We start from the raw sequence: 23,758 nt of genomic DNA on the forward strand, positions 1-23,758 counted from the left end.
ATACAACTCCTCCTGAAATTTATCTGGTCCCATACTTTTTTAAAAACTGGTTCTTTTAATTGTATCAGAAAATTATCATAATTATCTATAAATTCGAAGGAGGGTGTTTTAATGAATGGTAGAGCGGTTACAAAAGATGATTTACAGGAAAAAAGAAAAAAATATGTACCTAAAGGAATTGGAAATGGAAATACCAATATAGCCGATTACGCAAAAGGGGCAGAGCTCGTAGATAGCGAAGGCCGGAAATGGATTGATTTTGCTGGAGCTATTGGGACGTTAAATGTCGGTCACAGCCATCCTAAGGTGACAGAAGCCGTTAAAAATCAGGTTGATCGTTATATACACCCCGGATTTAATGTCATTATGTATGACAGCTACATCAACCTGGCGGAAAAATTATGTAAGATAACGCCTGGTTCTTTCGATAAAATGGCCATGCTTTTTAACTCCGGAGCAGAAGCCGTGGAGAACGCGGTGAAGGTAGCAAGGAAATATACAAAGCGTCAGGCTGTCGTTTCCTTCGAACGCGGCTTCCATGGACGGACGAATTTGACTATGGGGATGACGAGCAAGGTGAAGCCTTATAAATTTAACTTTGGCCCATTCACTCCGGAAGTGTACCAGGCCCCTATGCCGTACATGTCGAATAAGCCGCCACAAATGACGGATGAGGAGTACATCGATTTCAGCATTACCCGCTTTAAAGAATTTTTCGTCACTACGATTGATCCGGAAATGGTGGCATGCATAATTATGGAACCAGTACAGGGTGAAGGCGGATTTTTAATTCCACCCAAACGCTTTGTCTCAGAAGTGCGTCAATTCTGTAATGCTCATGGGATTGTCTTCATTGCTGATGAAATTCAAACCGGTTTCTGCCGGACAGGAAAACTTTTTGCGAGCGAACATTTCGATATTGAACCAGACGTTATGACCTTGTCGAAATCTTTGGCTGCAGGATTTCCACTTAGTGCGGTGGTAGGGAAAGCCGGAATTATGGATGTTTCGTCTCCGGGAGAGCTTGGGGGCACGTTTGCAGGCAATCCGGTGGCATGTGAAGCAGCCCTGGCAGTAATTGATATTTTAGAAGAAGAAAACCTGAATGAAAAAGCTGAATATATCGGGGCCTTGCTGGAGGATAAATTAAAAGATCTAAAAGACCGTCACAGCTTCCTCGGAGATATCCGCCGGCTTGGGGCGATGGTCGCTGTAGAAATTGTTGATGCAGAGAACCAACCAGATAAAGCAAGGACAGGAGCCATCACCTCCTACGCAAATAACAATGGATTGCTGCTGCTTTCTGCAGGTATAAAAGGAAATGTGGTCCGTTTTCTCACCCCGCTTGTTATTACAGATGAAGAATTGAAGGAAGGCTTGGCCATTCTCGAGCAGGCGTTTGAGGCAGCGGCAGAATAATTCAGAGGGGAGCGGAGCACATGAAAGAGACTATTAAAGTAAAAAATCCGGCTACTGGAGAAATGGTGGAGGAAATCGCCGTGACCCCAGAGGCTGACGTAGAAAAAATACTCAGTCAGGGAAACGAAGCATTTAAAACCTGGGCGGGAGTGAATGCCCATGAACGTGCTGCTCTATTAAAAGAGTGGGCCGAAAAGGTGAAAAACGAGACGGAAAACCTGGCGGAAATAATGACGCTCGAAAGCGGCAAACCTTTAAAAGAATCACTCGGGGAGGTGGCTTACGCGGTAAGCTATATCGAGTGGTATGCAGAGGAAGCAAAGCGGGTGTATGGACGCATTGTTCCTTCTCATACAGAAACGAAAAGGCTTGTGGTCACAAAAGAACCTATCGGTCTTGTAGCAGCGATCACTCCGTGGAATTTTCCGGCGGCGATGATGACCAGAAAAGCTGGCCCGGCTCTTGCAGCAGGCTGCACATTTGTAGTGAAGCCGTCTGAAGAAACGCCGCTTACTACAATGAGGCTCGTGGAGCTCGCGCATGAAGCGGGAATTCCAAAAGAAGCAGTGCAATACGTGAACGGCTACGGTGAAGACATCGGCCCCGTTTTCACCAGAAGCGGACTCGTTCGCAAAATCACTTTTACAGGTTCGACGCCAGTAGGTAAGAGCTTGATGAAAGATAGTGCTGACACCATGAAACATATTTCCATGGAGCTCGGCGGTCATGCTCCGCTAATCGTGGCAGAAGATGCCGACATTGAATTTGCTGTAGAACAAACCCTTGCTTCAAAGTTCCGGAACGCTGGACAAACGTGTATCTGCGCGAACCGGGTGATCGTTCATGAAGCAGTTGTCGATAAATTTTCTGAACAACTGGTCTCCCGGGTAAAGCAATTGAAGGTCGGGAATGGGCTTGATAAAACTGTAGACATTGGCCCCGTCATCAACGTGGATGGGTATACAAAGATCCAGAACCAGATCGAAGATGCCTTAAAAAAAGGCGCCCGTCTGCTCTCTGGTCATCAGTATGACAAAAACGACGAAAAGGGTTATTATTTTGTACAACCAACCGTCCTCGATAACGTAGAAGAAAAAATGAATATTATGCAGGAAGAAACGTTCGGCCCGATTATTCCAATTACCACCTTCCGCGAGAACAAAGAAGCAGTGGAAATGGCTAACAATACTCCATTCGGTTTAGCCGCTTACTTTTTCACCAATGATTATCGTACGGGTATCTATTTTCAGGAACATCTGAAGTTTGGCATACTCGGATGGAACGATGGAGCGCCGTCTGCGGCTCACGTGCCGTTTGGGGGAATGAAAGAGAGCGGAATGGGACGCGAAGGCGGCTTAGAAGGTATAGAGCCTTACGTGGAAACGAAATACATGTCTATTGGAGGAATTCAATAGACATGGAAGTCCTTTATAAGGAGGTGGAACAATGAATGTTGAGGTTTTAATATTATTTATAAACGCTACACTAGTAACTGTTGTTTCTTCGATTGTGGTAATCGCTATTTTAAGAAAGCAGTATCTTCCTGTGATCAAAGAAATGGAAAAGAAAGAAGAAGAAAAAAGCATGGATTCTGAAAAGAAAGAAAATAATTACAAATATTAGCAGGGGGATTACATATGGCAGTAACTATATTTGTATTGGTGTTATTACTTTACGTGGTTGTTGGAGCACTGATTTCCCGTCGCGTTAAAAACAGCGATGATTTTTACACGATGGGGGGAAGAGGATCAACGGTATTAATTGTTGGCACTCTGGCCGCCACGTATCTTAGTGCTGCGACCCTGTTGGGCATAGCTGGGCAATCGTATGCAGAAGGGCCACTGGTTATTGCGGCACTCGGATCTTTTGGCGCATGGATTGGTACCTTGCTGGCAGTGGTTTATGTTGGAAGGAAGATGAAAGCGTTAAAATGTAAGACAATGCCAGATTTTTTTGATAAACGGTTCAACAGTAAGTGGGTTAGTGTTATTGCTATTATTATTATGATCGTTGGTCTAATTGGGTACGGAGTAATCCAGTTCATTGGGGCAGGCCTGGTGCTCAGTGAGATTACCGGCATCAACTTTCAGGTGCTTATCATGCTTTTTACAGTAGCATTGATTGCTTTCACCGCTTTTGGAGGCATGTACGGAGTGGTAGTGACTGATACGCTCATGTTTTTCACGATGCTTGCCATTTCTGTCATTATTGCACCATTAATTATCGGTCAGGCCGGGTTTGAGCAGATGAGAGGCCTAGCAGAAACCTTGCCGAACTACTGGACGATCGGTGGTACAGAAGAACGGTCTATAGGGTGGTCTATTTCCCAGTTCCTTGTCTGGATTCTGTTTTTTACATGCATGCCAGCGCTGGTGTCCCGGGTATTTCCGGCTAAAAATGATTTTGTCATTTTGAAAGCTGCCATTATCGGCGTATTTTTTGCTCCTTTCATGCAGCTGACAGTCTTCATTGCTGCAGGCGGTATGCAAGTGCTTGAACCAAACATTACTCCTACAGACAACGCGATGATCGTCGGGTTCATGGAGTATACTCCGCCAGCAATTGCTGGAATAGGGCTCGCGGCTCTCATGGCTTCCATTATGTCCACGGCGTCCACACTGTTTGTACTGGTGGGTTTTGCTTTATCCAGAGATTTGTATGAAAGACTTTTTGAGAAAAAACTTAATGAAAAGCAGAGTCTTAATGCGGCGAGAATCGGCCAGCTCATTGTAGCAGTAGTTATTTGTGCCATTGCTATTGCCCAGCCATCTGCTATTTACTGGATTTCTATCTACGCTGGTTCCATCTTTGCGGTTGGTTGGCTGCCAACTATAGTAGCTTCCTTCGAATGGAAAAAAATGAACAGTAAGGCTGCTTCTATTAGTATGGTCTCGGGGACAGCATCGTTTATTGTATTTGGGGAACTTATAAGAGCGGGGGTAATGACCCTGCCGACCGGAATAGATGAACTGATGTTGGCACTTGTAGTCTCGGTGGTTTCCCTTATTATTACAGCTCTGTTAACGAAACCGAATACGCATGAATTGAATTATTATACGGAAATGAAAAATACAAGCATGGCCAAGCAAACAATCCAGGAGCTGTTGGCACAGCCAGGTGGGCTTCAAAAAATAAAAAAACAGTATAAACAGGTGATTCAAATTTCAGTCCTGTTTACTGTGATATCTATTGTCGTGTGGGGATATTTCTTCATTAAACTTGGTCTGTAGAATCTAAGAGGTGATATAGGAGATGGAGACGCTGAATAAAATTAATGAAGCAAGATTGTTTCGAATGCTGGCCAAAAGTTCAGAAACGGGAGCGATACCCGGACAAGGACTGCGAAGATTAGCTCTTTCTGCTGAAGATAAAGAGATGAGAAATATATTCAAAGCTTGGTGTGAAGATGCCGGGCTAAAAGTAAGAATTGACGACTTTGGGAATATGTATGGACGTAGAGAAGGAAAGAAAGAGCTCCCTCCAGTCGTACTCGGCTCTCACTTGGATTCCCAGCCGGAAGGAGGGCGGTTTGACGGTGTTCTTGGTGTACTGCTTGCTCTAGAAGTTATCCATACCTTAAATGACAATGGCATAGAGACGGAAAGACCTGTCGAAATAGTCAATTTCACTAACGAAGAAGGGGCCAGGTTTGAACCTCCCATGCTTGGGTCCGGCGGAATAGCAGGTGTATTTGATCAGGATTATGTCCACAGCAGGCAGGATCATGACGGCTTCAGCTTTTTGGATGAACTAAAGAAGATCGGCTATCACGGCACAAAGGAGAACAGGATAAAGGAATTTTACTCTTTTGTGGAACTTCATATTGAACAGGGACCGATTCTTGAAGATGAAAACAAACAGATTGGAATCGTAGAAGGCGTACAGGGAATTAGTTGGCTCGAAGCCGCTCTTTCCGGAGAAGCGGACCACGCAGGGCCTACGCCAATGCATTTACGAAAAGATGCGTTAATGGCCGCTGCCGAAATTATGACCCAGTTGGAGTCGAAAGCCATTCAAGCAGGGGTAACAGTTACTGTGGGGAAAATTTCTGTCTCCCCGGACACGGTCAATTGTATTCCGGGTAAAGCTGTTTTCACAATTGATCTCCGGAGTGCTGACGATCAAAAGCGAAGCGAAGCAGTAAAGGAAGCAAAAAGCTCCATCCATGAAGTTTGCCAACAAAGAGGCGTGGAAGTAGATATAAAGGAACTGTGGGACACGGGCAAAACTGATTTTGATAAACACATTACCAACATCATTGAAAAAAACGCAGAAAATCTCCATTATTCTTCAAAAAGACTGCTGAGTGGCGCCGGTCATGATGCCAAATATGTAAACAATCTCGGGCCGACAGCTATGATCTTTCTTCCGAGTGTTAATGGTAAGAGCCACGTACCATCGGAATTGACAGAGGATGACGATATTGTAAAGGGCGCCAATGTGTTATATCAAACGGCCCTTGAATTAGCTAATGAGTAGTGGGGTGAACAAGAAATGAGTATTAATAGAGAACTGATTGAAGAGAAACTAGAAGAATTATGGGACGAAGAAAAACTATTTTTGCAGACTATTGGAAGCTTCCCCAGTACCTTGGGAAATGAAAAAGAAGTACAGGCCTTCATCTATAATTATTTGCAGGAGATGGGTCTTGAAACAGAAGCAGTGAAAGTCGAGCCAGAGCGGCTGAAAAAATATGAAAACTTTGGCGAGCCCGAATGGTCATACGAAAACAGGCCAGTAGTCGCGGGAGTATGGAAAAGTCCAGGGCCGAAAAAAGGAAAAAGTCTGATACTGCAAAGCCATTTGGATGTGGTCAGTGCCGGGCCGGAAGACCAGTGGGCCAACGATCCTTATTCTCCTGTTATAAAAGGGAACAGTATGTATGGTAGAGGTCTGCTTGATATGAAAGGCGGCTTTGCAGCGATCGTATTTGCGGTTAAAGCCCTGAGGAAGGCAGGAGTGGAGCTTGGAGCAGATCTGCAGATTCATAGCGTCATCGAAGAGGAATGCACTGGGAACGGAGCGCTCGCATTATTGGATAGAGGCTATACGGCGGACGGGGCCTTGATACCCGAACCTACCCATTTACGGCTTATTAATTCCCAACTGGGTGTCTTGTGGCTGCGAGTAACAGTAAAAGGCGCCGGAGCTCACGTAGAGCGTGCAGAAAGTGCGCAAAATGCGATCATGAAGGCGTCCAGGCTCATGGAATCACTTATGGAATACCGCGAGCACATTAATAGTCGTCCCAAGCACCCAGACTTTGAAAATCACCCTCACCCGCTTAACGTAAATGTCGGTGCAGTCAAGGGCGGAGATTGGGCTTCCAGCGTACCAACGGAATGCACGTTTGAAGCGAGAGTAGGATTTTATCCAGGTACTGCGCCGGAAACGGTACAAAAAGAGGTGGAGCAGTGGCTGTTAGAGGCAGCCAATGAAGATGAATGGCTAAAAACAACACCTCCGGAAATTACGTTTTTCGGTTTTGCTGCTCCAGGCTATTCTATTTCAAAAGACGAAGAGATTATGCAGGAAATGGCTGCTTCACATGCTTCTGTTACTAACGAAAAAGTAGAGCATCTTCCTTTTACGGCTACGACGGATTTGCGGGCATTTGGGGAGTTTAATATTCCCGCTACTTGCTATGGACCGGTTGGCGGCGATATGCACGCCCCGAATGAATACATTGATCTTGCGAGTTTAAAGACCGTGACACACACGATAGCTGAATTCATCACTAGATGGTGTGAAGAAAATAAGTAGGTATGAAATGCTTACTGTTTTCCAACCTGAAAATAGGACAGAATAAAAAACAGAAGCCCCGGCATAAATGTAATATGCTTAGGGGCTTCTGTTTTTTATAGTATAGTAGGGTTACAATCGCTTGTTTTTGCATTTACTTTAAAAACGATAAATTTCCCCGTCGTCCGGTACCCAAAGGTTTGCCGAAATGCCTTTTTCGTCAGCGAAGGTCTTTAATTCATTTTTCGATATCGTCCAGTGGTTCACTGCTTCCATGTGCACGGCAATAATCTTTGCGTTGGGGGCGGCCTGCCGCAATTCGTACACGTCCTCCTTGCCCATGACGAGCGAACCGCCCTCGGCGAACTGGTTGTCGCCGGCATTGACTACGATGATATCCGGCTGGTGAAGGTTTACCGCCTCCTGGACGCCCTCGTACCAGACGGTGTCACCGGCCACATACAGCGTCTGCTCCGATTCGTGGCTGAACACAACGCCGCATACCGGGCCGGTCATTTCAATGATGTCGCCGCGGCCGTGCTCGCCCTTCGTTTTGCTTAAGCTGATCCCTTCGAAGACGGTGTCTTCATGCAGCACCTCGACGTTTTGAAAGCCCTCGTTCCGGATATTCTCCGCCTCGTCGGCATTCTGGGTAAACAAAGGAAGATCCTTGGCCAAAGCTTCTTTTGCGGCCTCGTCCCAGTGATCCTGGTGGGTATGCGTGACGATCACCGCATCAATGCCTGCGGTAATTTCCTGCAGTGCAACCGGCAGCTCGGCGACGGGGTTGTTCTGATCCCCGTCCGGGGCGTGGGGAGCCGGGTTCGGCAGCGGTGGGTAGGCGCCTTTTTCACCTAAATACGGATCGATCAAGAACTTTTTGCCGGCGTATTCGACAATGAGCGTAGCGTTTCGGATCTGATGGATATTCATCTGACAAAACTCCCTTTACGTGAAAAATTTAATCGCCTCCTGTTTATTGTAACCGAAACATGCCGGGGAAACACATACTACGATGTTTCGAATACCACTGTCTGGGAATGGGAATTACGTCAATGGATAGTTAATGGTTATGGGAAAACGAAACAGCAGGCTGCCCGCCGGGTAGTATAGGAGGAATAAAGATGAAGATTTTGATAACAGGAGCGACAGACGGCATCGGCATGGAAACGGCGAGGATGCTGACCAAAGAGGGCCATGAGGTGCTGCTGCACGGACGCAGCGAAGAAAAGCTTGCGGATGTGGCCAAAGAAACGGGAAACGAAAACGCCGAGCAGTATGTGGCGGATTTGTCCCAGATGGCGAACGTGAGAAGCTTCGCCCGGGCGGTCAGGGAGAAGCACAGTCACCTGGACGTGCTCATCAATAACGCGGGCGTATATACGGCCCCGGGGGAGAAGACCGAAGACGGACTCGACATCCGGTTTGCGGTGAATACGGTGGCGCCGTACATTTTAACGAATGAGCTGCTTCCGCTGATGGACGACTCGGGGCGCATTGTGAACCTGTCCTCTGCGGCGCAGAAGCCGGTGGATGCGAAGGCGCTTGCGGGTAACGTGGACCTGCAGGACGGAGAGGCGTATGCGCAAAGCAAGCTCGCGCTCACGATGTGGACGGTAGAGCTGGCAAATAGTGCCGATCCGGTCATCGTGGCCGTGAATCCGGGGTCCCTGCTCGGAAGTAAAATGGTAAAGACCGCGTTCGGCGTCGAAGGCAGCGATATTACCATCGGGGCGAATATTCTGTATCAGGCGGCTCTGTCGGATACGTTTGCCGATGCGTCCGGGAAGTATTTTGACAACGACAGCGGCGACTTCGGCGATCCGCATCCGGATGCCATGGACCAGGATAAGCGTACCGCGCTCATCGAGCAGATAGAGGGCATTATCGGTAACTAAAGCCATAACAATACGGATATAGAAAAAAGCTGAGCCTCTGCCGGACATTACTGGCAGAGGCTCAAGCTTCGTATGAAGAATTTTTTATGACTGTTCGTTGTATTGACGCCGTAAGGCCTGCAGTTCAGCTTTAAGCTCCTCGATGACAGAGGCATAGAGAGGGTTGTCGTATTCGTTTTTCATCTCCTTAGGATCCCGTTCGAGATCAAAAAGCTCCCATTCAGGCTCCATCGGCTTGTTGACGGCCCCAATCACATCAAGCGGTTCGCCGTAATAGTAAATCAGCTTGTACCGTCCGGTTCGTACGCCGTAGTGGGCGGCCACGTTATGAATCGTCAGGTGCTCCCAGTACCGGTAATAAAACGAGCTCCGCCAGCTGTCGGGGGTACGGCCTTCGGCGACCGGACGGAAGCTTTCCCCCTGCATCGGAGTACGCGGCTGGACGCCGGCATAGTCAAGCAGGGTGGGGGCAAAGTCATTGTTGATAATGATGCTGCTGGAGGTGCTCCGGGCGGGGATGCTTTTTGGATAGCGCATCAAAAATGGCATCTGCAGCGACTCTTCGTACATAAAGCGTTTGTCGTACCAGCCGTGCTCGCCGAGAAAAAATCCCTGATCCGAGGTATAAATGACAATAGTGTTCTCTGCCAGCTGCTCCTCATCCAGATAGCGGAGCAGGCGGCCAATGTTTTCATCAATGGACAGTACGCAGCGCAGATAATCCTTTATGTAGCGCTGGTATTTCCATTCCTTCACCTCCTGGTGCGTCAAGCCTTCAGGAGGCGTGCCCTTCACATCCTCCTCCGTTAAATCCTCTATCCGCATTTCCGCGATGCGCGCGGCTGTTGCCCGGTTTTCGTACGTATCGTTAAAGGTGGTGGGCAGCTGAAACTCCATGTCGTTAAAGGCGTCTTTATGCTTTTCCGCTGGCAGCCACGGCCGGTGCGGGGCTTTATGGTTTACCATCAGCATGAACGGTTCGTCGGTCCGGCGTGCCTGCATCCAGTCGAGCGCGTAATCGGTAACCACGTCCGTGGCATAGCCGGGCACCTGCTTCCGGCCGCCGGCTTCAATCATCGTGGGAGTGTAATATTCCCCCTGGTCGTTAAAAATGCTCCAGTAGTCAAACCCGGCCGGATGATGAGCCTCCCCGTGGCCGAGATGCCATTTACCCACCAGGCCGGTTTGATAGCCATTTTCCTGAAGCAGCCCTGGAAAGGTCTGCTGGGTGTTGTCAAAATGCTCGGACAGGCCGCGCACCCCGTTTTCGTGGCTGTACTGGCCGGTAAGAATCGTCGCGCGGCTCGGGGCACAAAGCGAGTTGGTACAGTAGACATTATCCATGCGAATGCCTTCGTCGGCAAGACGGTCAATGTGCGGGGTGTGGATGAGCTGGTCATTGTAGGCGCTGATGGACTGGGCGCCGTGGTCGTCACTCATGATAAACAGAATATTCGGGCGGGATGAATGCATAGGAGCCTCCTGAATCATATTATTATAGTCAAACCCGGCTGGTGCGCACCGACTTTCTTTCGACAATATCGGTCATCAGTTTATAGTGATGGTCCACCTGTTCGCCGTCGAGCAGGCGAAAGATCAGATGGGAAGCGAGGGAGCCTGCTTCGTATTTTGGCTGGCGGACGGTGGTCAGCGGTGGTGACAGGTATTCGGACAGCTGGATGTCATCAAACCCGATAATTGAAATGTCTTCGGGCACCTGAATCTGATTTTCACGGAATGCCTGCAGGCCGCCGATAGCCATCTCGTCGTTGGCGAAAAAGACGGCCTGCGGAAGATCACGCTGGGCGATCAGCAGCTTGACGGCACGGTAGCCGCCTTCCCGGGTAAAATCGCTGGCGATTTCCCACTTCGGGTAGGGGGAAAGGTGGTAGTCCTCGAGTGCCTGCCGAAAGCCCTGATAGCGGAGCTTATTGTCGCGGGCATTTGGTGGCCCGCTGATATAGGCAATCTGGCGATGGCCCCTGGTAATTAAAAATTCGGTCGCCTGTTTCGCTCCTGCGGTGTTGTCGACCTCCACCTGGAAAATATATTCGTGGTCGATCCTCCGGTCGAGAACGACGAGCGGAAAGGACTGCTTTGCGGCTTCGAGAGCGATCGCGTCGCTGATGTTATGGGCGAGGATGATCGCGCCGTCCACACGTTTTTCTGTGAGAAACTTAACCGCCGTTGACTGCGGACCGCCGACAGAGCTGCAGGCAATCAGATCAAAGCCGTGCGCGGATGTTACATCCTGCACGCCCTTGATCAGCTCGGAATAATAAGGACCGGAGAGGTCGCTCAGCAGCAGAGCGATCGTATTCGTTTTTGTTTTTTTCAGGTCGGAGGCGAAGCCGTTTTTCTGATAGTTGAGCGACCTTGCCGCCTCTTCGACTCTTCTTTTGGTGGCCGGGCTTATTTTCGGGCTGTCGTTTAACGCATAGGATGCGGTCGACAGCGCGACCCCGGCTAGTTTAGCAACATCTTTAATATTTGCCATGGTTTCCCCCTGATTTTTACTGTTGATAAAGTTATGTCTCCCGGGAATTATCTGCTTCTATCGGAAGCCAGTGCAGAACCCGCTGGATGGCTTCGTCCCAAAAATTCCACGTGTGGCCGCCGGGACGGAAATCTCCGTCCACAGGGATGCTCAGCTTGGCACATTTTTGGTGAAACCGCCGGTTGTGTTCGTATAAAAAATCCTCCGTGCCGCACGTCTGATACAGGCGGGGCATCTGCCCGCCCGCGTGCTGAAGGGTGTCAAGCAGGCCTAAAATATCATTGGGCGTGGAGGCAATGTCTGCGTCCCCAAAAATCAATTTAAACTGCCGCCGTTTGTCGTCGGCCATTTGAGCATTGTGCTGTACATGGTAAACCATATCCGTCACACCGGAAAGGCTCGCGACTGCGGCGAACTGTCCGGGATGGTTCAATCCCCATTTTAATGCCCCGAATCCTCCCATTGAATGGCCGGCGACAAATCGCCTGGAGGGGGAGGAGGCGATCGGCAGGAGCCGTTCGGCCACCGCCGGCAGTTCGTCGGTTAAAAATGTCCAGTACCTGCCGCCAAATGCCATATCGGTGTAGAAGCTGTTGTCTGCGGAGGGCATCACGACGGCCAGACCCGCTTCCGACGCATAGCGGACGATGGAGGTGTTATGAAGCCAGGCGGTATGGTTGTCGCTGAAGCCGTGCAGAAGGTATAACACGGGCGCAGGCACGCGGCTGTCCTGATACACGGACGGGGGAATAATAACGGAGGCCGCAACCGTTTTGGACAGCACCCGGGACGGAAAATCGATATGCATTACAGCCATGCTGTTTCACTCCTTAGCGTTTTATTTAATGCCGGAAACGTTAAAGCCTTCCACGATGTATTTCTGGAACACCACGAAAACAATAATGATCGGAAGCACCATAAAGGTGGACCCGGCCATCTGAAGCCCGTAGTTGGTCACGTTCTGATCCTGCAAAAGAGCAAGTCCGACCGACAGGGTATAGAGCGATTCATCGTTTGCGACAATCAGCGGCCAGAGGAAGCTGTTCCAGGAGCCGATGAAGGTCAAAATAACCTGTACTGCAAGAATCGGCTTGGCCAGCGGAATGATCAGCTTAAAAAAGATATAGAATTCACCCGCGCCGTCCAGCCGGGCGGCCTCGATCAAATCGTCAGGGATGGTGACCATAAACTGCCGGATCAAAAATATGTTGAACGCGGCAATCAGTCCCGGGAGCACAATGCCGGCCATTGTGTTGGTCAGCCCGGCCTGATTTAAAATCAGGTAGGTCGGAATCATCGTTACCTGCCCGGGAATCATCATCGTGACGAGCACGACAGCAAACCACATTTCCTTGCGCTTGAATTCAAATTTCCCGAAGCCATAGCCGGCCATCGTGTTAAACAGCAGGCCGATCATGGAAAAGGCGACAATAATCAGTGTATTAATTAAGTACACATCAAAGTTCAGGTTCGTAAACAGCTCGATGTAGTTGGTGAAGGTCGGTTCGAGTGGAAAGAGCGTTGGCGGAATGCTCAGCACTTCGTTTTCATTTTTAAACGAGCTGAGCACCATCCAAAAAAACGGCAGTGCGACAAGGAAGCCGCCGACAACGAGCACCGTGTTGATCAGCGCTCTCTCCCATCTGTTATTTAGTTCCATGCGGAGTCCTCCTTATTGATCGGCTTTTCGGAATTTAAACTGGACCAGGGTAGCAACGATAATGATCGCAAACAGCACAAAGGAAGCCGAGGCGCCGTAGCCGAATTCGCTGGACTGAAACCCTTCCTGGTAAATAAACAGCGCAATGGAATTTGTGCCGTTCAGCGGGCCGCCGTCGGTCATGACAAACGGCTCCTCGAAAAACTGCAGCCAGGCGATCAGCGTTGTCACAGTCACAAAGAAGGTGGCAAACCGCATCGAGGGAAGCGTAATGTTCCACAGCTTCTGCCAGCGGTTGGCGCCGTCTATGTCGGCAGCTTCATAATAGATTCGCGGGATGGACTGCAGGGCGGCTAAAAAGATCAGCATGCTGACCCCGTTGCTTTTCCAGACCGCCATAATAATTAAGGATATTTTCGCCACGAAGGGATGCTCGAGCCACGGAACCGCCTGCAGATCGACCATCGACAGCAGGTAATTGAACAGCCCGTACTGCTGGTTGTACAAAAAGCCCCATACAACGGCGATTGCGACAATATTTGTAATCGAGGGCATATAATAAATCACCCGGAAGGTCGAAGACATCCGGTCGGTGACGAGCTTCAAGAACAATGCGATGACAAACGAACTGATAATCGCAAGCGGCACCCCGATCACGACGTACAGCAGCGTGTTCCACATGGACTGAAGAAACACCGGGTCCTGGAACAGGCGGATAAAATTGCTGATACCGACAAAGCTGATCTGGGACCAGTTTGCAAGCCCGCCGATGTTCATATCAGTAAAGCTGATCACAAGGGCGATAATAATGGGCAGAAACGAAAACGCCACCAGAAGAAGGAGCGCCGGCCCGATAAATAAATAAGGGGTCATGGATGCTTTTACACGATTCACTACATTCACCTCTCCACATGCTGCAAAAATGAAATTAGGTGCAGACAAGGTGCACCTAATTTGTTTTTATCTATTCACCAAGAATTCGTGAAACCTCCTGCTGATACTCGTCGAGAGACTTGTCAATATCGGCGTCGTTGCGGTTGATCTGCTCAAGGGTGCTGAGAAGCTCCTGTCCCATCTGCTCATATTCCGGCACGAGCGGCAGCGGCTTGGTGTGCTCGAGCTGCTCGCCGAAGGTGCTGATTTTGTCATCGTCCTTTAGCACTGGATCTTCCCAGGCTTCCAGATTCGCCGGCAGTTCACTGTGGTCCTCATACCATTTCACCTGGGTTTCCGGGGCGGACATCCAGTTAATGAAATCAAGCGCTTCTTCAGTTTTTTCACTATTGTTGAAAACGGTCCAGTGCGCACCGCCCATCATGGAATCGTTGGTTTCTGCTTCCGGCATCAGGGTGACGTCCCAGTCGCCTTCAATTTCCGGGGCGCGCTCCTCAATTGTTTGTATATCCCACGGGCCGCTGATAAACATTGGCTTGGAGCCATCCGCAAATGCCTGGAAAAACTCCTTGCCTTCCCCTAATTGGGAATATCCTTCGCCATAAAACGTATGGTGAAGCTCGATAGCCTCCTGGAAGGCCGGATCGTCAAAGTTTTCAGCGCCTTTATCCAGGTCGTAATCCCATCCCTGCTCCCAGGCCATCACGAAGGGAAACTGGGGATCATCAGCCAAAAGGTCGATAGCATACTGATCATCACCGCGGGCGGTAAGCTGCTCGGAGGCATCGACCATGTCATCCCATGTTTTTGGACCATCCGGATAGCCTGCGTCCTCCAATATGTCGGTACGGTAAAAAAGAGCTCGTGTATCCACGTACCAGGGGACGCCGATGGTCTGATCCTCGTATTTGGTCGTTTCCACGGCTGTATCATAGAAATTATCACTGCTGAGGTTGTCGTATTCATCTGTGTAGTCGGAAAGGTCTTGAAACGTCCCTGCATCGGCGAATTCTGCCACCCAGGTGGTGCCGACCTGCAGAACATCCGGGCCGTCCCCGGAGGCAACGGCAGTGACAATTTTGTCATGGGCATTTTCCCACGGAATAGCCTGGACCTCTACTGTCGTTCCGGACTCATCCTCGTATTCCTGGACAAATTCATCGAGGCCGTCGGTCATGGTCCAGACAGTAATGGTATCATCGCTGCTTTCGTTTCCCCCGGAGCCTCCACCGGAGGAGCAGGCAGCCAATACGAAGGACGAAGCAGCCAGCACAGAAACAGTTTTAAACACTTGATGTTTTTTCACTCTAAAAACTCCCTTATGATTTTTAGTGAAACGTTTCTATAAAAAACAAATAAAAATTGAAGCGGTGAAAAGCTGATTAATAAGTAATTTAACGATTATACTCGTGAAATACATAAAGCTAAATAAAGAAATAATCGATAATCTATTGAAACGTTTCTATAAATCGATTATAGTATCAACTGAAAGCGATTTCAATATATTTTTTCAAAAATTGTATATTGAGAATTTATCACCTACAGGAGGATACTTATGCAAACACAGGATGTGCGTACATTAATAGAACAAATGTCTATCGAAGAAAAGGCAGCCCAGCTTCAGCAGCTGGCTACCCCGTTTTTCAAAGGAGCCTCCGACCGGGGCGCCGTTACAGGACCTCTTATAGGAATGGATGTTTCAGACGATGCTATTGCAAATACCGGCTCGGTGCTCGGCGCCTGTGGAGCGGCCGAAACCAACCGTATTCAGCAGAAGCATCTTGAAGAGAACCGCCTGGGCATTCCGCTGCTGTTTATGGCAGATATTGTGCACGGCTATCAGACCATTTTTCCGGTGCCGCTTGCGATGGGGTGCACGTGGGATCTGGAGCTTGCTGGGCAAAGCGCTGCGGTAGCCGCTAAAGAGGCTTCTGTTTCAGGTGTTCACGTTACATTTGCGCCGATGGTCGATCTGGTGAGGGACCCAAGGTGGGGCAGGGTGATGGAATCCACGGGAGAGGATACTTATTTAAACGGAGTCTTCGCTGCTGCCCAGGTGAAAGGCTTTCAGGGAGATTCGGGAGGGACGGAAGTGGGCAAGCTCATCTCCTGCGTGAAGCATTTTGCGGCATACGGTGCACCGGAGGGAGGACGGGATTACAATACGGTGGATGTGTCCGAATTAACTCTGCGGGAGCAGTATCTGCCGGCGTACCGGGCCGCGCTGGATGCAGGGAGTGAAATGATGATGACGGCATTTAATACCGTCTTTGGGGTTCCGGCAACTGGCAACGCATGGCTGATGCGCGATCTTCTGCGCAAGGAATGGGGGTTCCAGGGCCCGGTCATCTCCGACTGGGGCGCCGTTAAAGAACTGATTCCGCACGGAGTGGCTGAGGACAGCGCAGAAGCTGCGGAGAAATCATTGAAGGCTGGAGTGGATATCGAAATGATGACCACCACCTATATCGAATCCATACCCGAGCTTGTGCGCAACGGAATTCTGGAGGAAGAGGTAATCGATGAAGCTGTGGAGCGCATTTTACGGCTGAAGCAGAAGCTCAACCTGTTTGAACGCCCGTACCGTCATGCCGATGAAGCGTTGGAGCAGGAGGTTATCCGGTCTCAGGAGCATCTGGAGGCCGCCAGGAAGACAGCCGCGGATTCATGCGTGCTGCTGAAAAATGAAAACGAAGTGCTGCCGCTGCAAAAAGAGCAGACGGTCGCCGTTATCGGGCCGTTTGCTGATCACACCGATATTTTAGGGCAGTGGTCGTGGCGGGGCAAACCGGAGGAAACGGTCACACTCGTCCAGGGGCTGAAAACAACCGCCGGGGCGGGCAATATTCTGTCTGCCGAGGGCAGCCGCGTGGAAGAGACCGATGAAACGCTGCTTAAAGAAGCGCTGCAGGCGGCGGAAAAAGCCGACGTCATTATAGCGGCGCTTGGAGAGCCTTCAGAGTGGAGCGGGGAAGCCGGGTCCCGGACGGATATTACCATTCCCCGGGCGCAGCGGGAGCTGCTGGCCCGTTTACGAAAAACTAATAAACCACTCGTATCGGTGCTGTTTAACGGAAGGCCGCTCGATCTGCAGGAGATTACAGAGCATACCGATGCCCTGGTGGAAGCATGGTTCCCGGGATCTGAAGGCGGATCGGCGCTGGCGGATCTTCTGCTTGGCAGTGTTAATCCATCAGCGAAGCTTACGATGTCGTTTCCACAGTCAGTCGGGCAGGTACCAGTGTACTACAATCATTTTAATACCGGCCGTCCGAAAAGTGAGGGAAGGGACGGGGACCGCTATCTGTCGAAATATCTGGACAGCCCGAATGAGCCGCTGTTCCCCTTTGGCTACGGGATGAGCTATACAACGTTCCAGTACAGCGGCTTTCACCTGGACAAAACAGAAATAACCCGAAAGGATACGTTAAACGCGAAGGTAACCATTACCAACACCGGCACAAGAGACGGCAAAGAGGTGGTGCAGCTGTATGTCAGGGATCATGCCGGTGAAGCTGTACGACCACTGAAGGAGCTGAAGGGATTCCAAAAAATACATTTAGCGGCCGGCGAATCTAGAGAAGTGGCATTCAGCATTAAGGAAGAGGATCTGCGGTACTGGCATCCGGATATGACGTATCGAAGCGACAGAGGCACATTCTCAGTTATGGCCGGTCCGAACAGCCGGGATTTAGAGACAGGTGTTTTTAAACTCTCTGATAACTAAAAAAGGATATCGTATTTGAAAAGCTCCCGCTTAAGCAAAGCACTTAAGCGGGAGCTTTTTTAGGTCTTTTCAGCAGGAAGCGTTCGTATTTTACGGTGGGCGACAGAAGAGAAGTATGGTGAATTCAGCAGTCACCGGCTGCGGCTGGAGGAATTAACTTATTCATAAAGAAAATAAGTCCTGGCCCCAAGCGTCAGGGTGCTTTGACTACCGGGAATATAAAAACGATTGTGAAGGTAAGAATGTGATGCGCGCTGCCAGTGCCACACGGATACAATAGTGCCGGCTGTGGTTTTCTGGGCTAAACAATGAATAGTGGTCCCTTCTGTTTCTGCAAAAGTCTGAATGCTCCGGGACTGTCTATTAATATAAACGACCTTCATAGCAATACTCCTTTTTGCACAAAAGCTCGTGCAAATAAGTTTTGAAAGTTAATTGGAGAAATGCAGGGTACGTTTTTTAACTGGTATGAAAGGAAGGAATTGGAGAAGTTTCATTGATTTTGACTAACCAACCGTCTGGCTGCCCGTTACTTCGATACGGTGGTCGACACACGGGCCCGTTCGCAAATCTGATGATATTTTCGGAACAAATAATAGGTCCAGTTCGCCACAGACATCGCTGTCTGATAGTCTCCGGGAATAGAAGTAATGGAAGCCGCCCTGTAGAAATATCGTTTGATTTGTTTGCCGGCATGAAGAGTGGGAGCATCGAGGGCGATATGGGCAGCATGATTCAGGGTGGAAGGGAGAGGGTCGTCGGTAAAAAGCGTGTATTCCTTCCACTCATTGGGGTGAAAATAATACATATAAAAAGGAAGAACTACAGCCAATTCCCAGCTTTGATGGGCAAGTCTGGTAAACGCTTCCGGGTCTTGCGGAATGCGCCCGCCGGCTGCTTGAAACATCTCTTCAAAAACAACATGCTTCATTTCGTCATTCATTATTAGTCTCCTTTGCTCGTCCGAGTATTAGCATTAAGGGGAAATCTCCATTTTGGCTAAACGTCGATACAGGCAGAAGCACAAGAAAAAATTATTTTTTGTGTGTGAATCATGATAATGGGAGCGGGTCTTATATCCCTTATATCTCCAATTATACGTATAAAGTAAGTTATTACATGAATACAAAGTCTCTGTATAAAAATTCACGACTAATTATGCACAGCAAAGAAATATTAAAATTTTACTCCTTTAAAGTATTCAGGTGAATAAAGGGGAACCAAGAAGGATGAAGGAAAAAGATGGTAGTTAAAAAATTAGGCTGGCTAAAGGTGATTTAATTTCGTGTAATAATCCTTCGCTTACATAAAACAGTATTCTATTTTCTAAATATGCAGCCTGGTTATTTACGTATTTCCAGGGTAATAAAATACGGGTCTCTGAAAAACCAAACACAGCACCACTACCACTATATGGGTTATTTTAGGTATACTGAACAAAAAGAGGGGGCGGAAACCTTCGAAAGGAGAACGTGAATTGGCTACACTATCACTTCATCAATGGGAAAAACAAAACGAAGGGATCACGCTGTTTCCCGCTTTTACAATGGAGGTGACTGAGCCCTCGGTGCTTGCGGTCTATACACATACCCATATCCGGGAGGTGCTGCTTCAGGCATTTCTTGGCAGATCAGTGCTTTCAGACGGAGCGACGATCGTAAACGGCGATCCGCTGAAAAAGCGCCGGTCGTTTACCCGGGAGGTCGGGGTGTGCCGGCTGGAGGACGGATTGTACGAGCGTATCCGGGTCCGGGACCAGGTGCGTTTGTTTCAGCAGCTGTATGCCTCCTCCTGGTCGGTCACTGAACTGCTTTCGGCAGTGAAGATGCAGGAGCGGGCACACCTGGCGGTAAAGCAGCTGACGTATTCGGAAAAGCAGCGGTTAAAGCTAGTGCGCCTGTGCGCCCAGCTTGCACCGCTCTGTGTGTTCGAAGAGCCGGACCAGAACGTGGACCTGGAAACGAGGCGCATTATCGCCCGTCTGTTTCAACGCCTGCAGGAGGAAGGCTGCACGGTGCTTGTGCTGACGGGAAATATGGAAAGTGCGGTTCTTTTGGCAGAGAATGTGTACCGCCTGGAATCCTCCGGGCTGCATTTGGTGCCGACGCAGACGGAAAACGAGGAGGAGGAAGAACCTGCTGTCGTGGAGGAAAAAGAGCCGGGGCTGCCGTTTGATAAAATTCCAAGCCGCGTGAATGAGAAATTAATTTTGTTTCATCCCACCGAGATCGAATTTATTGAAAGCGTGCAGGGCGAGGTGCATCTGCACGTCCAGGGAGAAACCTTCCCGGCGGTGTTCACGCTCACCGAGCTGGAGGAGCGGCTGCAGCCGTTCGGCTTTTTTCGCTGCCACCGGTCGTATATCGTAAATCTGCAGAATGTGCGTGAAATTATGACCTGGACCCGCAACAGCTATACGCTTGTGTTAAATGATGCTTCCCAGGCGGAAATTCCGCTGTCCAAAACGAAAATGGCCGCACTGAAGGCGATGATCGGCATCAAATAAGTGTTCCATTGAGGGCGAAATACGCATCATTGGGGAGCGGATATGCTCCGTTGACCCGGAATATAATGCGCCTAACCGCGTTTCTTCGTATGCTGAGAGCAATCACATAGGAGGAGGCACAACAATGGAACCGACTCTTCATCTTCAAGGAGTATCCAAGATGTACGGCAATCAGGTAGCCGTCGCCGACCTGGATATCGACGTGCAGCCGGGCGAAATTTTCGGCTTTTTAGGCCCGAGCGGCTCCGGAAAAACAACCACTATTAAAATGATCACCAATCAGCTCGAGGCAACCGACGGCGAGGTGCGCGTCTTCGGACGGTCTCTGCCGGTGCGGGCGACGAGCGAATTTTACCGGCGGTTTGGGGTGCTGACGGATAACAGCGGCCTGTACCAGCGGCTGAGCATCGAGGAAAATCTCGCGCTTTATGCCAAGCTGTATGACGTGCCCAGGCAGCGCATCCAGGACGTGCTGGAGCTTGTGAACCTGCAGGACGCACGCCGCAGGTCTGTGGCCAAGCTGTCCAAGGGCATGAGGCAGCGGACGGTTCTCGCCCGGACGCTGCTCCATGAACCGGAGCTTCTCGTGCTCGACGAACCGACGTCGGCGCTTGATCCGGGCAACGTGCAGCATATTCACCAGGGGCTGCGGGCATTAAACGAACACGGAACAACGATTTTTCTTTCGACCCACGACATGCAGGAGGCGGAAACGCTCTGCGACCGGGTGGCCTTTATCTATGACGGGCGTCTGCAGCAGGTAGATACCCCGAAAAACCTGCGGCGCCGGTATTCGGAGGGCATGATCCAGGTAGAGCTGACGAATGGGGATGTGCATACGCTTGCGAACACCCCGGCGTATGCCAAACAGCTGTACGAATATATGGCTGACGAACGGGTGGCCGCGATCCATTCCCAGGAACCGACCCTGGGTGACATTTTCGTCCGTTTAACGGGAAGGGAGCTGGTGTAACGATGATGGCCGTGCAGCGCATGTATGCAATTTTTATGAAGGATGTTAAAGATTTATCGAAAAACCTGTTTGTGACGACCACTGTAATAACGCCGGTCCTCCTGGCTCTGTTTTACGGACAGCAGGACCAGCTGCCGATAGAAATTCATTACTTAACGTTCAACATTGCGCTGGTGCTTGTGGCGACATTTGTCCAGGCCGCACTAATTGCCGAGGAAAAGGAAAAGCATACCCTGCGGGGGCTGATGCTCTCTCCGGCATCCCCGTGGGAAATTCTGGCCGGCAAAAATGTGTTAACCTTTCTGTTCACGGCATTGACGCTGCTTGTATGTATTCTCCTCGCCGGGTACGAGCCGGCTCACGCAGGCATTGTCGGAGCGGGGATGGTGCTGTCGATCGGTTTCTACCTGGCGCTCGGTACGTTACTGGGTCTCCTGGCGACGTCGGTCGTTCAGGCATCTGTCGCTCTGCTGCCGATCATGTTTGTTTTCGGGTTTTCGCAGATTATCGAAGAGATGGCCAACCGATACCAGGCAGCAGGCGTACTGGAATACCTGCCGAACGTCCAGCTGGTGGAGATTGCCCGCCAGGTGGAGCAGGGAGCGGCATGGGGCGACGTGACAGCTCCGCTCCTATGGATTGTCGGATGGACAGCGGTCATGTGGGGCGTCGTTTTCATCACCTATCAGCGTCGTCAACTGGAGGACTGAGAAGAAGTTCTTCGCATAAATAAGGGAAGCATCAAGCGCCGTCGGGCGCACTGATGCTTCCTTTCTGTCTTGATTCTATTGATGGTCTTCTTTAAGCTTTAAGTGCCGTTAACTTAAGGGTGCGCGAGGTGGAGTCGTGTACCATGTCAAGCAGCTCAGGGTTATCCTCCAGGGATTTGCCGTAGGATGGAATGATTTCCTTCAGCTTCGGCTCCCACGCCTCCAGGTGCTCGGGGAAGCATTTATTCAGGACTTCAAGCATAATCGACACAGACACGGAAGCGCCCGGTGATTCACCGAGAAGCGCCGCCATCGTGCGGTCTTCGGCATGAATCAGCTTGGTCCCAAACTGCAGGGCCCCGCGGCCGCCCTCCTCGGTATCCTCAATCAGCTGGACGCGCTGGCCGGCGACTAGAAGCTCCCAGTCCTCACTGGACGCATCCGGGACGAAATTGCGCAGCTCCTCCATCCGGTTCTCCTTGGTCATGCTCAGCTGCTGGGCGAGGTACTTGAGCAGCGACGTATTCTTTGCGCCGGCTGCAAGCATCGTCAGCACGTTTGTCGGCTTGACCGAGCCAAACAGGTCCATCGGCGAGCCCTGCTTCAAAAACTTGGGCGTAAATCCGGCGAACGGGCCGTACAATAGTGTGTCCCTGCCTTCGATATGACGCCGGTCCAGGTGCGGCACCGTCATCGGTGGAGTGCCCTCCGGTTCTTTGCCGTACACCTTGGAATGATGCTTTTGGACGACCTCGGGATTATCACAGACAAGGAATTCACCGCTGATCGGAAAACCGCCGATATGCCTGCTTTCGGGAATGCCGGTTTTTTGCAGCAGCGGCAGGGCGCCGCCGCCGGCACCGATAAAAGCGAAGGAGGTCGTATGCTCTTCGAGCGTTTCCTGTTGGTGGTTTCGGACCTTTACTTCCCACGTGCCGTCTGGTCGCTGGGCAATATCGTCGACGGAGTGATTGTAGCGGATCTCGACGTTATTTTGTTTCTCCAGGCTGGCAAGCATCTGGCGCGTGAGTTCCCCGAAATTGATATCGGTGCCGTGGTCGACCTTCGTGGCCGCGATCGGCTCGTCGGAATCACGCCCCTCCATCATCAACGGAATCCACTGCCTGATTTGCTCGGGATCGTCGGAAAACTCCATGCCCTGAAACTGGGGATGGCCGTCGAGGGCCTCGAACCGTTTCTTCAGAAAGTTTACGTGATCCTGTCCGTACACAAAGCTGATGTGGGGCAGGGGACGGATAAACTCCTCCGGGTTTTTAAGGTGGCCCTGGTCCACCAGATGCGCCCAGAGCTGTCTTGAAATCTGAAACTGTTCATTAATTTCGACCGCCCGGCTGGTCTTAAGAGAGCCGTCCGGCTGCTCGGGAGTATAGTTCAGTTCGCAGAGAGCCGCATGCCCGGTACCGGCGTTGTTCCATTCATTCGAGCTCTCCTGTCCCGCAGAATCGAGCTTTTCAAAAATGGTGATGCGCCATTCCGGCTCCAGTTTTTTTAGAAGCGTGGCGAGCGTCGCACTGACGATGCCGGCGCCAATCAAAATTACATCGCTCGTGGTATTATTGTGTTGCATCGTGTCTTCCTCCTTTGAAATATAGAGTGGAGTCACCATTGAAAGCGGTTACGTTAAGTGATATGGTCATCTGATGACTATATATTTATTATAACATAATCAGCTGTTAAATAGAAAAATAAATAAAGGGAGCCTTTCCTCATT

General features: G+C 50.2%; 20 protein-coding genes. 11 read left to right on the plus strand and 9 right to left on the minus strand.

What is annotated here, in order from left to right; translation table 11 throughout:
* Positions 1-111: 111 nt before the first annotated feature.
* The 6 genes from gabT to SIC45_RS06170 are packed head-to-tail and all read left to right on the plus strand — an operon-like array spanning position 112 to position 7,182.
* Positions 112-1,419, plus strand: a complete 1,308-nt coding sequence (gene gabT / locus SIC45_RS06145) for a 4-aminobutyrate--2-oxoglutarate transaminase (protein ID WP_319631430.1) — start codon at positions 112-114, stop codon at positions 1,417-1,419.
* 20 nt (positions 1,420-1,439) lie between these two features.
* Positions 1,440-2,834 (plus strand): NAD-dependent succinate-semialdehyde dehydrogenase, encoded by a 1,395-nt coding sequence (locus tag SIC45_RS06150; protein ID WP_319631431.1) that lies wholly within the window; start codon positions 1,440-1,442, stop codon positions 2,832-2,834.
* Between the two features lie 31 nt (positions 2,835-2,865).
* Positions 2,866-3,042 carry a hypothetical protein gene (locus SIC45_RS06155; protein WP_319631432.1) on the plus strand — a complete coding sequence of 59 codons (177 nt, stop codon included), beginning with the start codon at positions 2,866-2,868 and terminating at the stop codon, positions 3,040-3,042.
* 14 nt (positions 3,043-3,056) lie between these two features.
* Complete coding sequence (locus SIC45_RS06160; RefSeq protein WP_319631433.1) at positions 3,057-4,649, plus strand: sodium:solute symporter family protein; 1,593 nt, start codon at positions 3,057-3,059, stop codon at positions 4,647-4,649.
* A gap of 22 nt (positions 4,650-4,671) precedes the next feature.
* Complete coding sequence (locus SIC45_RS06165; protein WP_319631434.1) at positions 4,672-5,898, plus strand: Zn-dependent hydrolase; 1,227 nt, start codon at positions 4,672-4,674, stop codon at positions 5,896-5,898.
* Between the two features lie 15 nt (positions 5,899-5,913).
* Positions 5,914-7,182 (plus strand): ArgE/DapE family deacylase, encoded by a 1,269-nt coding sequence (locus tag SIC45_RS06170; protein WP_319631435.1) that lies wholly within the window; start codon positions 5,914-5,916, stop codon positions 7,180-7,182.
* Positions 7,183-7,320: 138 nt separating this feature from the next.
* On the opposite strand, the gene SIC45_RS06175 is transcribed toward SIC45_RS06170, so the two are convergent.
* Positions 7,321-8,094, minus strand: a complete 774-nt coding sequence (locus SIC45_RS06175) for an MBL fold metallo-hydrolase (protein WP_319631436.1) — start codon at positions 8,092-8,094, stop codon at positions 7,321-7,323.
* Positions 8,095-8,285: 191 nt separating this feature from the next.
* On the opposite strand from SIC45_RS06175, the gene SIC45_RS06180 reads away from it, so the two are divergent.
* Positions 8,286-9,059 (plus strand): SDR family NAD(P)-dependent oxidoreductase, encoded by a 774-nt coding sequence (locus SIC45_RS06180; RefSeq protein ID WP_319631437.1) that lies wholly within the window; start codon positions 8,286-8,288, stop codon positions 9,057-9,059.
* A gap of 84 nt (positions 9,060-9,143) precedes the next feature.
* On the opposite strand, the gene SIC45_RS06185 is transcribed toward SIC45_RS06180, so the two are convergent.
* The 6 genes from SIC45_RS06185 to SIC45_RS06210 form a co-directional block, all read right to left on the minus strand.
* Positions 9,144-10,532 (minus strand): sulfatase, encoded by a 1,389-nt coding sequence (locus SIC45_RS06185; RefSeq protein WP_319631438.1) that lies wholly within the window; start codon positions 10,530-10,532, stop codon positions 9,144-9,146.
* 28 nt (positions 10,533-10,560) lie between these two features.
* Positions 10,561-11,556, minus strand: coding sequence for a LacI family DNA-binding transcriptional regulator (locus SIC45_RS06190; RefSeq protein ID WP_298785432.1), 996 nt, complete (start codon positions 11,554-11,556; stop codon positions 10,561-10,563).
* Between the two features lie 31 nt (positions 11,557-11,587).
* Positions 11,588-12,373: an alpha/beta hydrolase family protein gene (locus tag SIC45_RS06195; RefSeq protein ID WP_319631439.1), complete on the minus strand. Its 786-nt coding sequence runs from the start codon at positions 12,371-12,373 to the stop codon at positions 11,588-11,590.
* 21 nt (positions 12,374-12,394) lie between these two features.
* On the minus strand, positions 12,395-13,216 hold the full coding sequence (locus SIC45_RS06200) for a carbohydrate ABC transporter permease (protein ID WP_298785434.1): 822 nt from the start codon (positions 13,214-13,216) through the stop codon (positions 12,395-12,397).
* A 12-nt stretch (positions 13,217-13,228) separates the two neighbouring features.
* Entirely contained in the window at positions 13,229-14,089 is an 861-nt protein-coding gene (locus SIC45_RS06205; protein WP_298786139.1) for a carbohydrate ABC transporter permease, read from the minus strand.
* 91 nt (positions 14,090-14,180) lie between these two features.
* Positions 14,181-15,416, minus strand: a complete 1,236-nt coding sequence (locus SIC45_RS06210; RefSeq protein ID WP_319631440.1) for a sugar ABC transporter substrate-binding protein — start codon at positions 15,414-15,416, stop codon at positions 14,181-14,183.
* Between the two features lie 249 nt (positions 15,417-15,665).
* Between SIC45_RS06210 and bglX the strand changes: the two genes are divergently transcribed.
* Positions 15,666-17,837 (plus strand): beta-glucosidase BglX, encoded by a 2,172-nt coding sequence (gene bglX / locus SIC45_RS06215; protein ID WP_319631441.1) that lies wholly within the window; start codon positions 15,666-15,668, stop codon positions 17,835-17,837.
* A gap of 529 nt (positions 17,838-18,366) precedes the next feature.
* Here bglX and SIC45_RS06220 read toward each other — a convergent pair.
* A complete protein-coding gene (locus SIC45_RS06220; RefSeq protein WP_319631442.1) occupies positions 18,367-18,780 on the minus strand; it encodes a hypothetical protein in 414 nt (137 codons plus the stop codon).
* Between the two features lie 534 nt (positions 18,781-19,314).
* Between SIC45_RS06220 and SIC45_RS06225 the strand changes: the two genes are divergently transcribed.
* The 3 genes from SIC45_RS06225 to SIC45_RS06235 all read left to right on the plus strand — a co-directional run bounded on the left by SIC45_RS06225 (position 19,315) and on the right by SIC45_RS06235 (position 22,026).
* On the plus strand, positions 19,315-20,343 hold the full coding sequence (locus tag SIC45_RS06225; protein ID WP_319631443.1) for a LytTR family transcriptional regulator DNA-binding domain-containing protein: 1,029 nt from the start codon (positions 19,315-19,317) through the stop codon (positions 20,341-20,343).
* A 124-nt stretch (positions 20,344-20,467) separates the two neighbouring features.
* Positions 20,468-21,316 (plus strand): ABC transporter ATP-binding protein, encoded by an 849-nt coding sequence (locus SIC45_RS06230; RefSeq protein ID WP_319631444.1) that lies wholly within the window; start codon positions 20,468-20,470, stop codon positions 21,314-21,316.
* 2 nt (positions 21,317-21,318) lie between these two features.
* Positions 21,319-22,026 carry an ABC transporter permease gene (locus tag SIC45_RS06235; RefSeq protein WP_319631445.1) on the plus strand — a complete coding sequence of 236 codons (708 nt, stop codon included), beginning with the start codon at positions 21,319-21,321 and terminating at the stop codon, positions 22,024-22,026.
* Positions 22,027-22,117: 91 nt separating this feature from the next.
* Here the strand turns inward: SIC45_RS06235 and mqo are convergent, their stop codons facing one another.
* The gene (gene mqo, locus SIC45_RS06240; protein ID WP_319631446.1) at positions 22,118-23,653 is read right to left on the minus strand and encodes a malate dehydrogenase (quinone); all 1,536 of its coding nucleotides are present in this window, start codon (positions 23,651-23,653) and stop codon (positions 22,118-22,120) included.
* Positions 23,654-23,758 lie beyond the last annotated feature (105 nt).

This window comes from Marinococcus sp. PL1-022, assembly GCF_033845285.1.
Taxonomy (GTDB): Bacteria; Bacillota; Bacilli; order Bacillales; family Marinococcaceae; genus Marinococcus.

What these genes read in the sequence shown, in the direction of transcription:
- gabT (WP_319631430.1), top strand. Translation starts at nt 112, where the DNA reads ATGAATGGTAGAGCGGTTACAAAAGATGATTTACAGGAAAAAAGAAAA.
- SIC45_RS06150 (WP_319631431.1), top strand. Translation starts at nt 1,440, where the DNA reads ATGAAAGAGACTATTAAAGTAAAAAATCCGGCTACTGGAGAAATGGTG.
- SIC45_RS06155 (WP_319631432.1), top strand. Translation starts at nt 2,866, where the DNA reads ATGAATGTTGAGGTTTTAATATTATTTATAAACGCTACACTAGTAACT.
- SIC45_RS06160 (WP_319631433.1), top strand. Translation starts at nt 3,057, where the DNA reads ATGGCAGTAACTATATTTGTATTGGTGTTATTACTTTACGTGGTTGTT.
- SIC45_RS06165 (WP_319631434.1), top strand. Translation starts at nt 4,672, where the DNA reads ATGGAGACGCTGAATAAAATTAATGAAGCAAGATTGTTTCGAATGCTG.
- SIC45_RS06170 (WP_319631435.1), top strand. Translation starts at nt 5,914, where the DNA reads ATGAGTATTAATAGAGAACTGATTGAAGAGAAACTAGAAGAATTATGG.
- SIC45_RS06175 (WP_319631436.1), bottom strand. Translation starts at nt 8,094, where the DNA reads ATGAATATCCATCAGATCCGAAACGCTACGCTCATTGTCGAATACGCC.
- SIC45_RS06180 (WP_319631437.1), top strand. Translation starts at nt 8,286, where the DNA reads ATGAAGATTTTGATAACAGGAGCGACAGACGGCATCGGCATGGAAACG.
- SIC45_RS06185 (WP_319631438.1), bottom strand. Translation starts at nt 10,532, where the DNA reads ATGCATTCATCCCGCCCGAATATTCTGTTTATCATGAGTGACGACCAC.
- SIC45_RS06190 (WP_298785432.1), bottom strand. Translation starts at nt 11,556, where the DNA reads ATGGCAAATATTAAAGATGTTGCTAAACTAGCCGGGGTCGCGCTGTCG.
- SIC45_RS06195 (WP_319631439.1), bottom strand. Translation starts at nt 12,373, where the DNA reads ATGGCTGTAATGCATATCGATTTTCCGTCCCGGGTGCTGTCCAAAACG.
- SIC45_RS06200 (WP_298785434.1), bottom strand. Translation starts at nt 13,216, where the DNA reads ATGGAACTAAATAACAGATGGGAGAGAGCGCTGATCAACACGGTGCTC.
- SIC45_RS06205 (WP_298786139.1), bottom strand. Translation starts at nt 14,089, where the DNA reads ATGACCCCTTATTTATTTATCGGGCCGGCGCTCCTTCTTCTGGTGGCG.
- bglX (WP_319631441.1), top strand. Translation starts at nt 15,666, where the DNA reads ATGCAAACACAGGATGTGCGTACATTAATAGAACAAATGTCTATCGAA.
- SIC45_RS06220 (WP_319631442.1), bottom strand. Translation starts at nt 18,780, where the DNA reads ATGAATGACGAAATGAAGCATGTTGTTTTTGAAGAGATGTTTCAAGCA.
- SIC45_RS06230 (WP_319631444.1), top strand. Translation starts at nt 20,468, where the DNA reads ATGGAACCGACTCTTCATCTTCAAGGAGTATCCAAGATGTACGGCAAT.
- SIC45_RS06235 (WP_319631445.1), top strand. Translation starts at nt 21,319, where the DNA reads ATGATGGCCGTGCAGCGCATGTATGCAATTTTTATGAAGGATGTTAAA.
- mqo (WP_319631446.1), bottom strand. Translation starts at nt 23,653, where the DNA reads ATGGTGACTCCACTCTATATTTCAAAGGAGGAAGACACGATGCAACAC.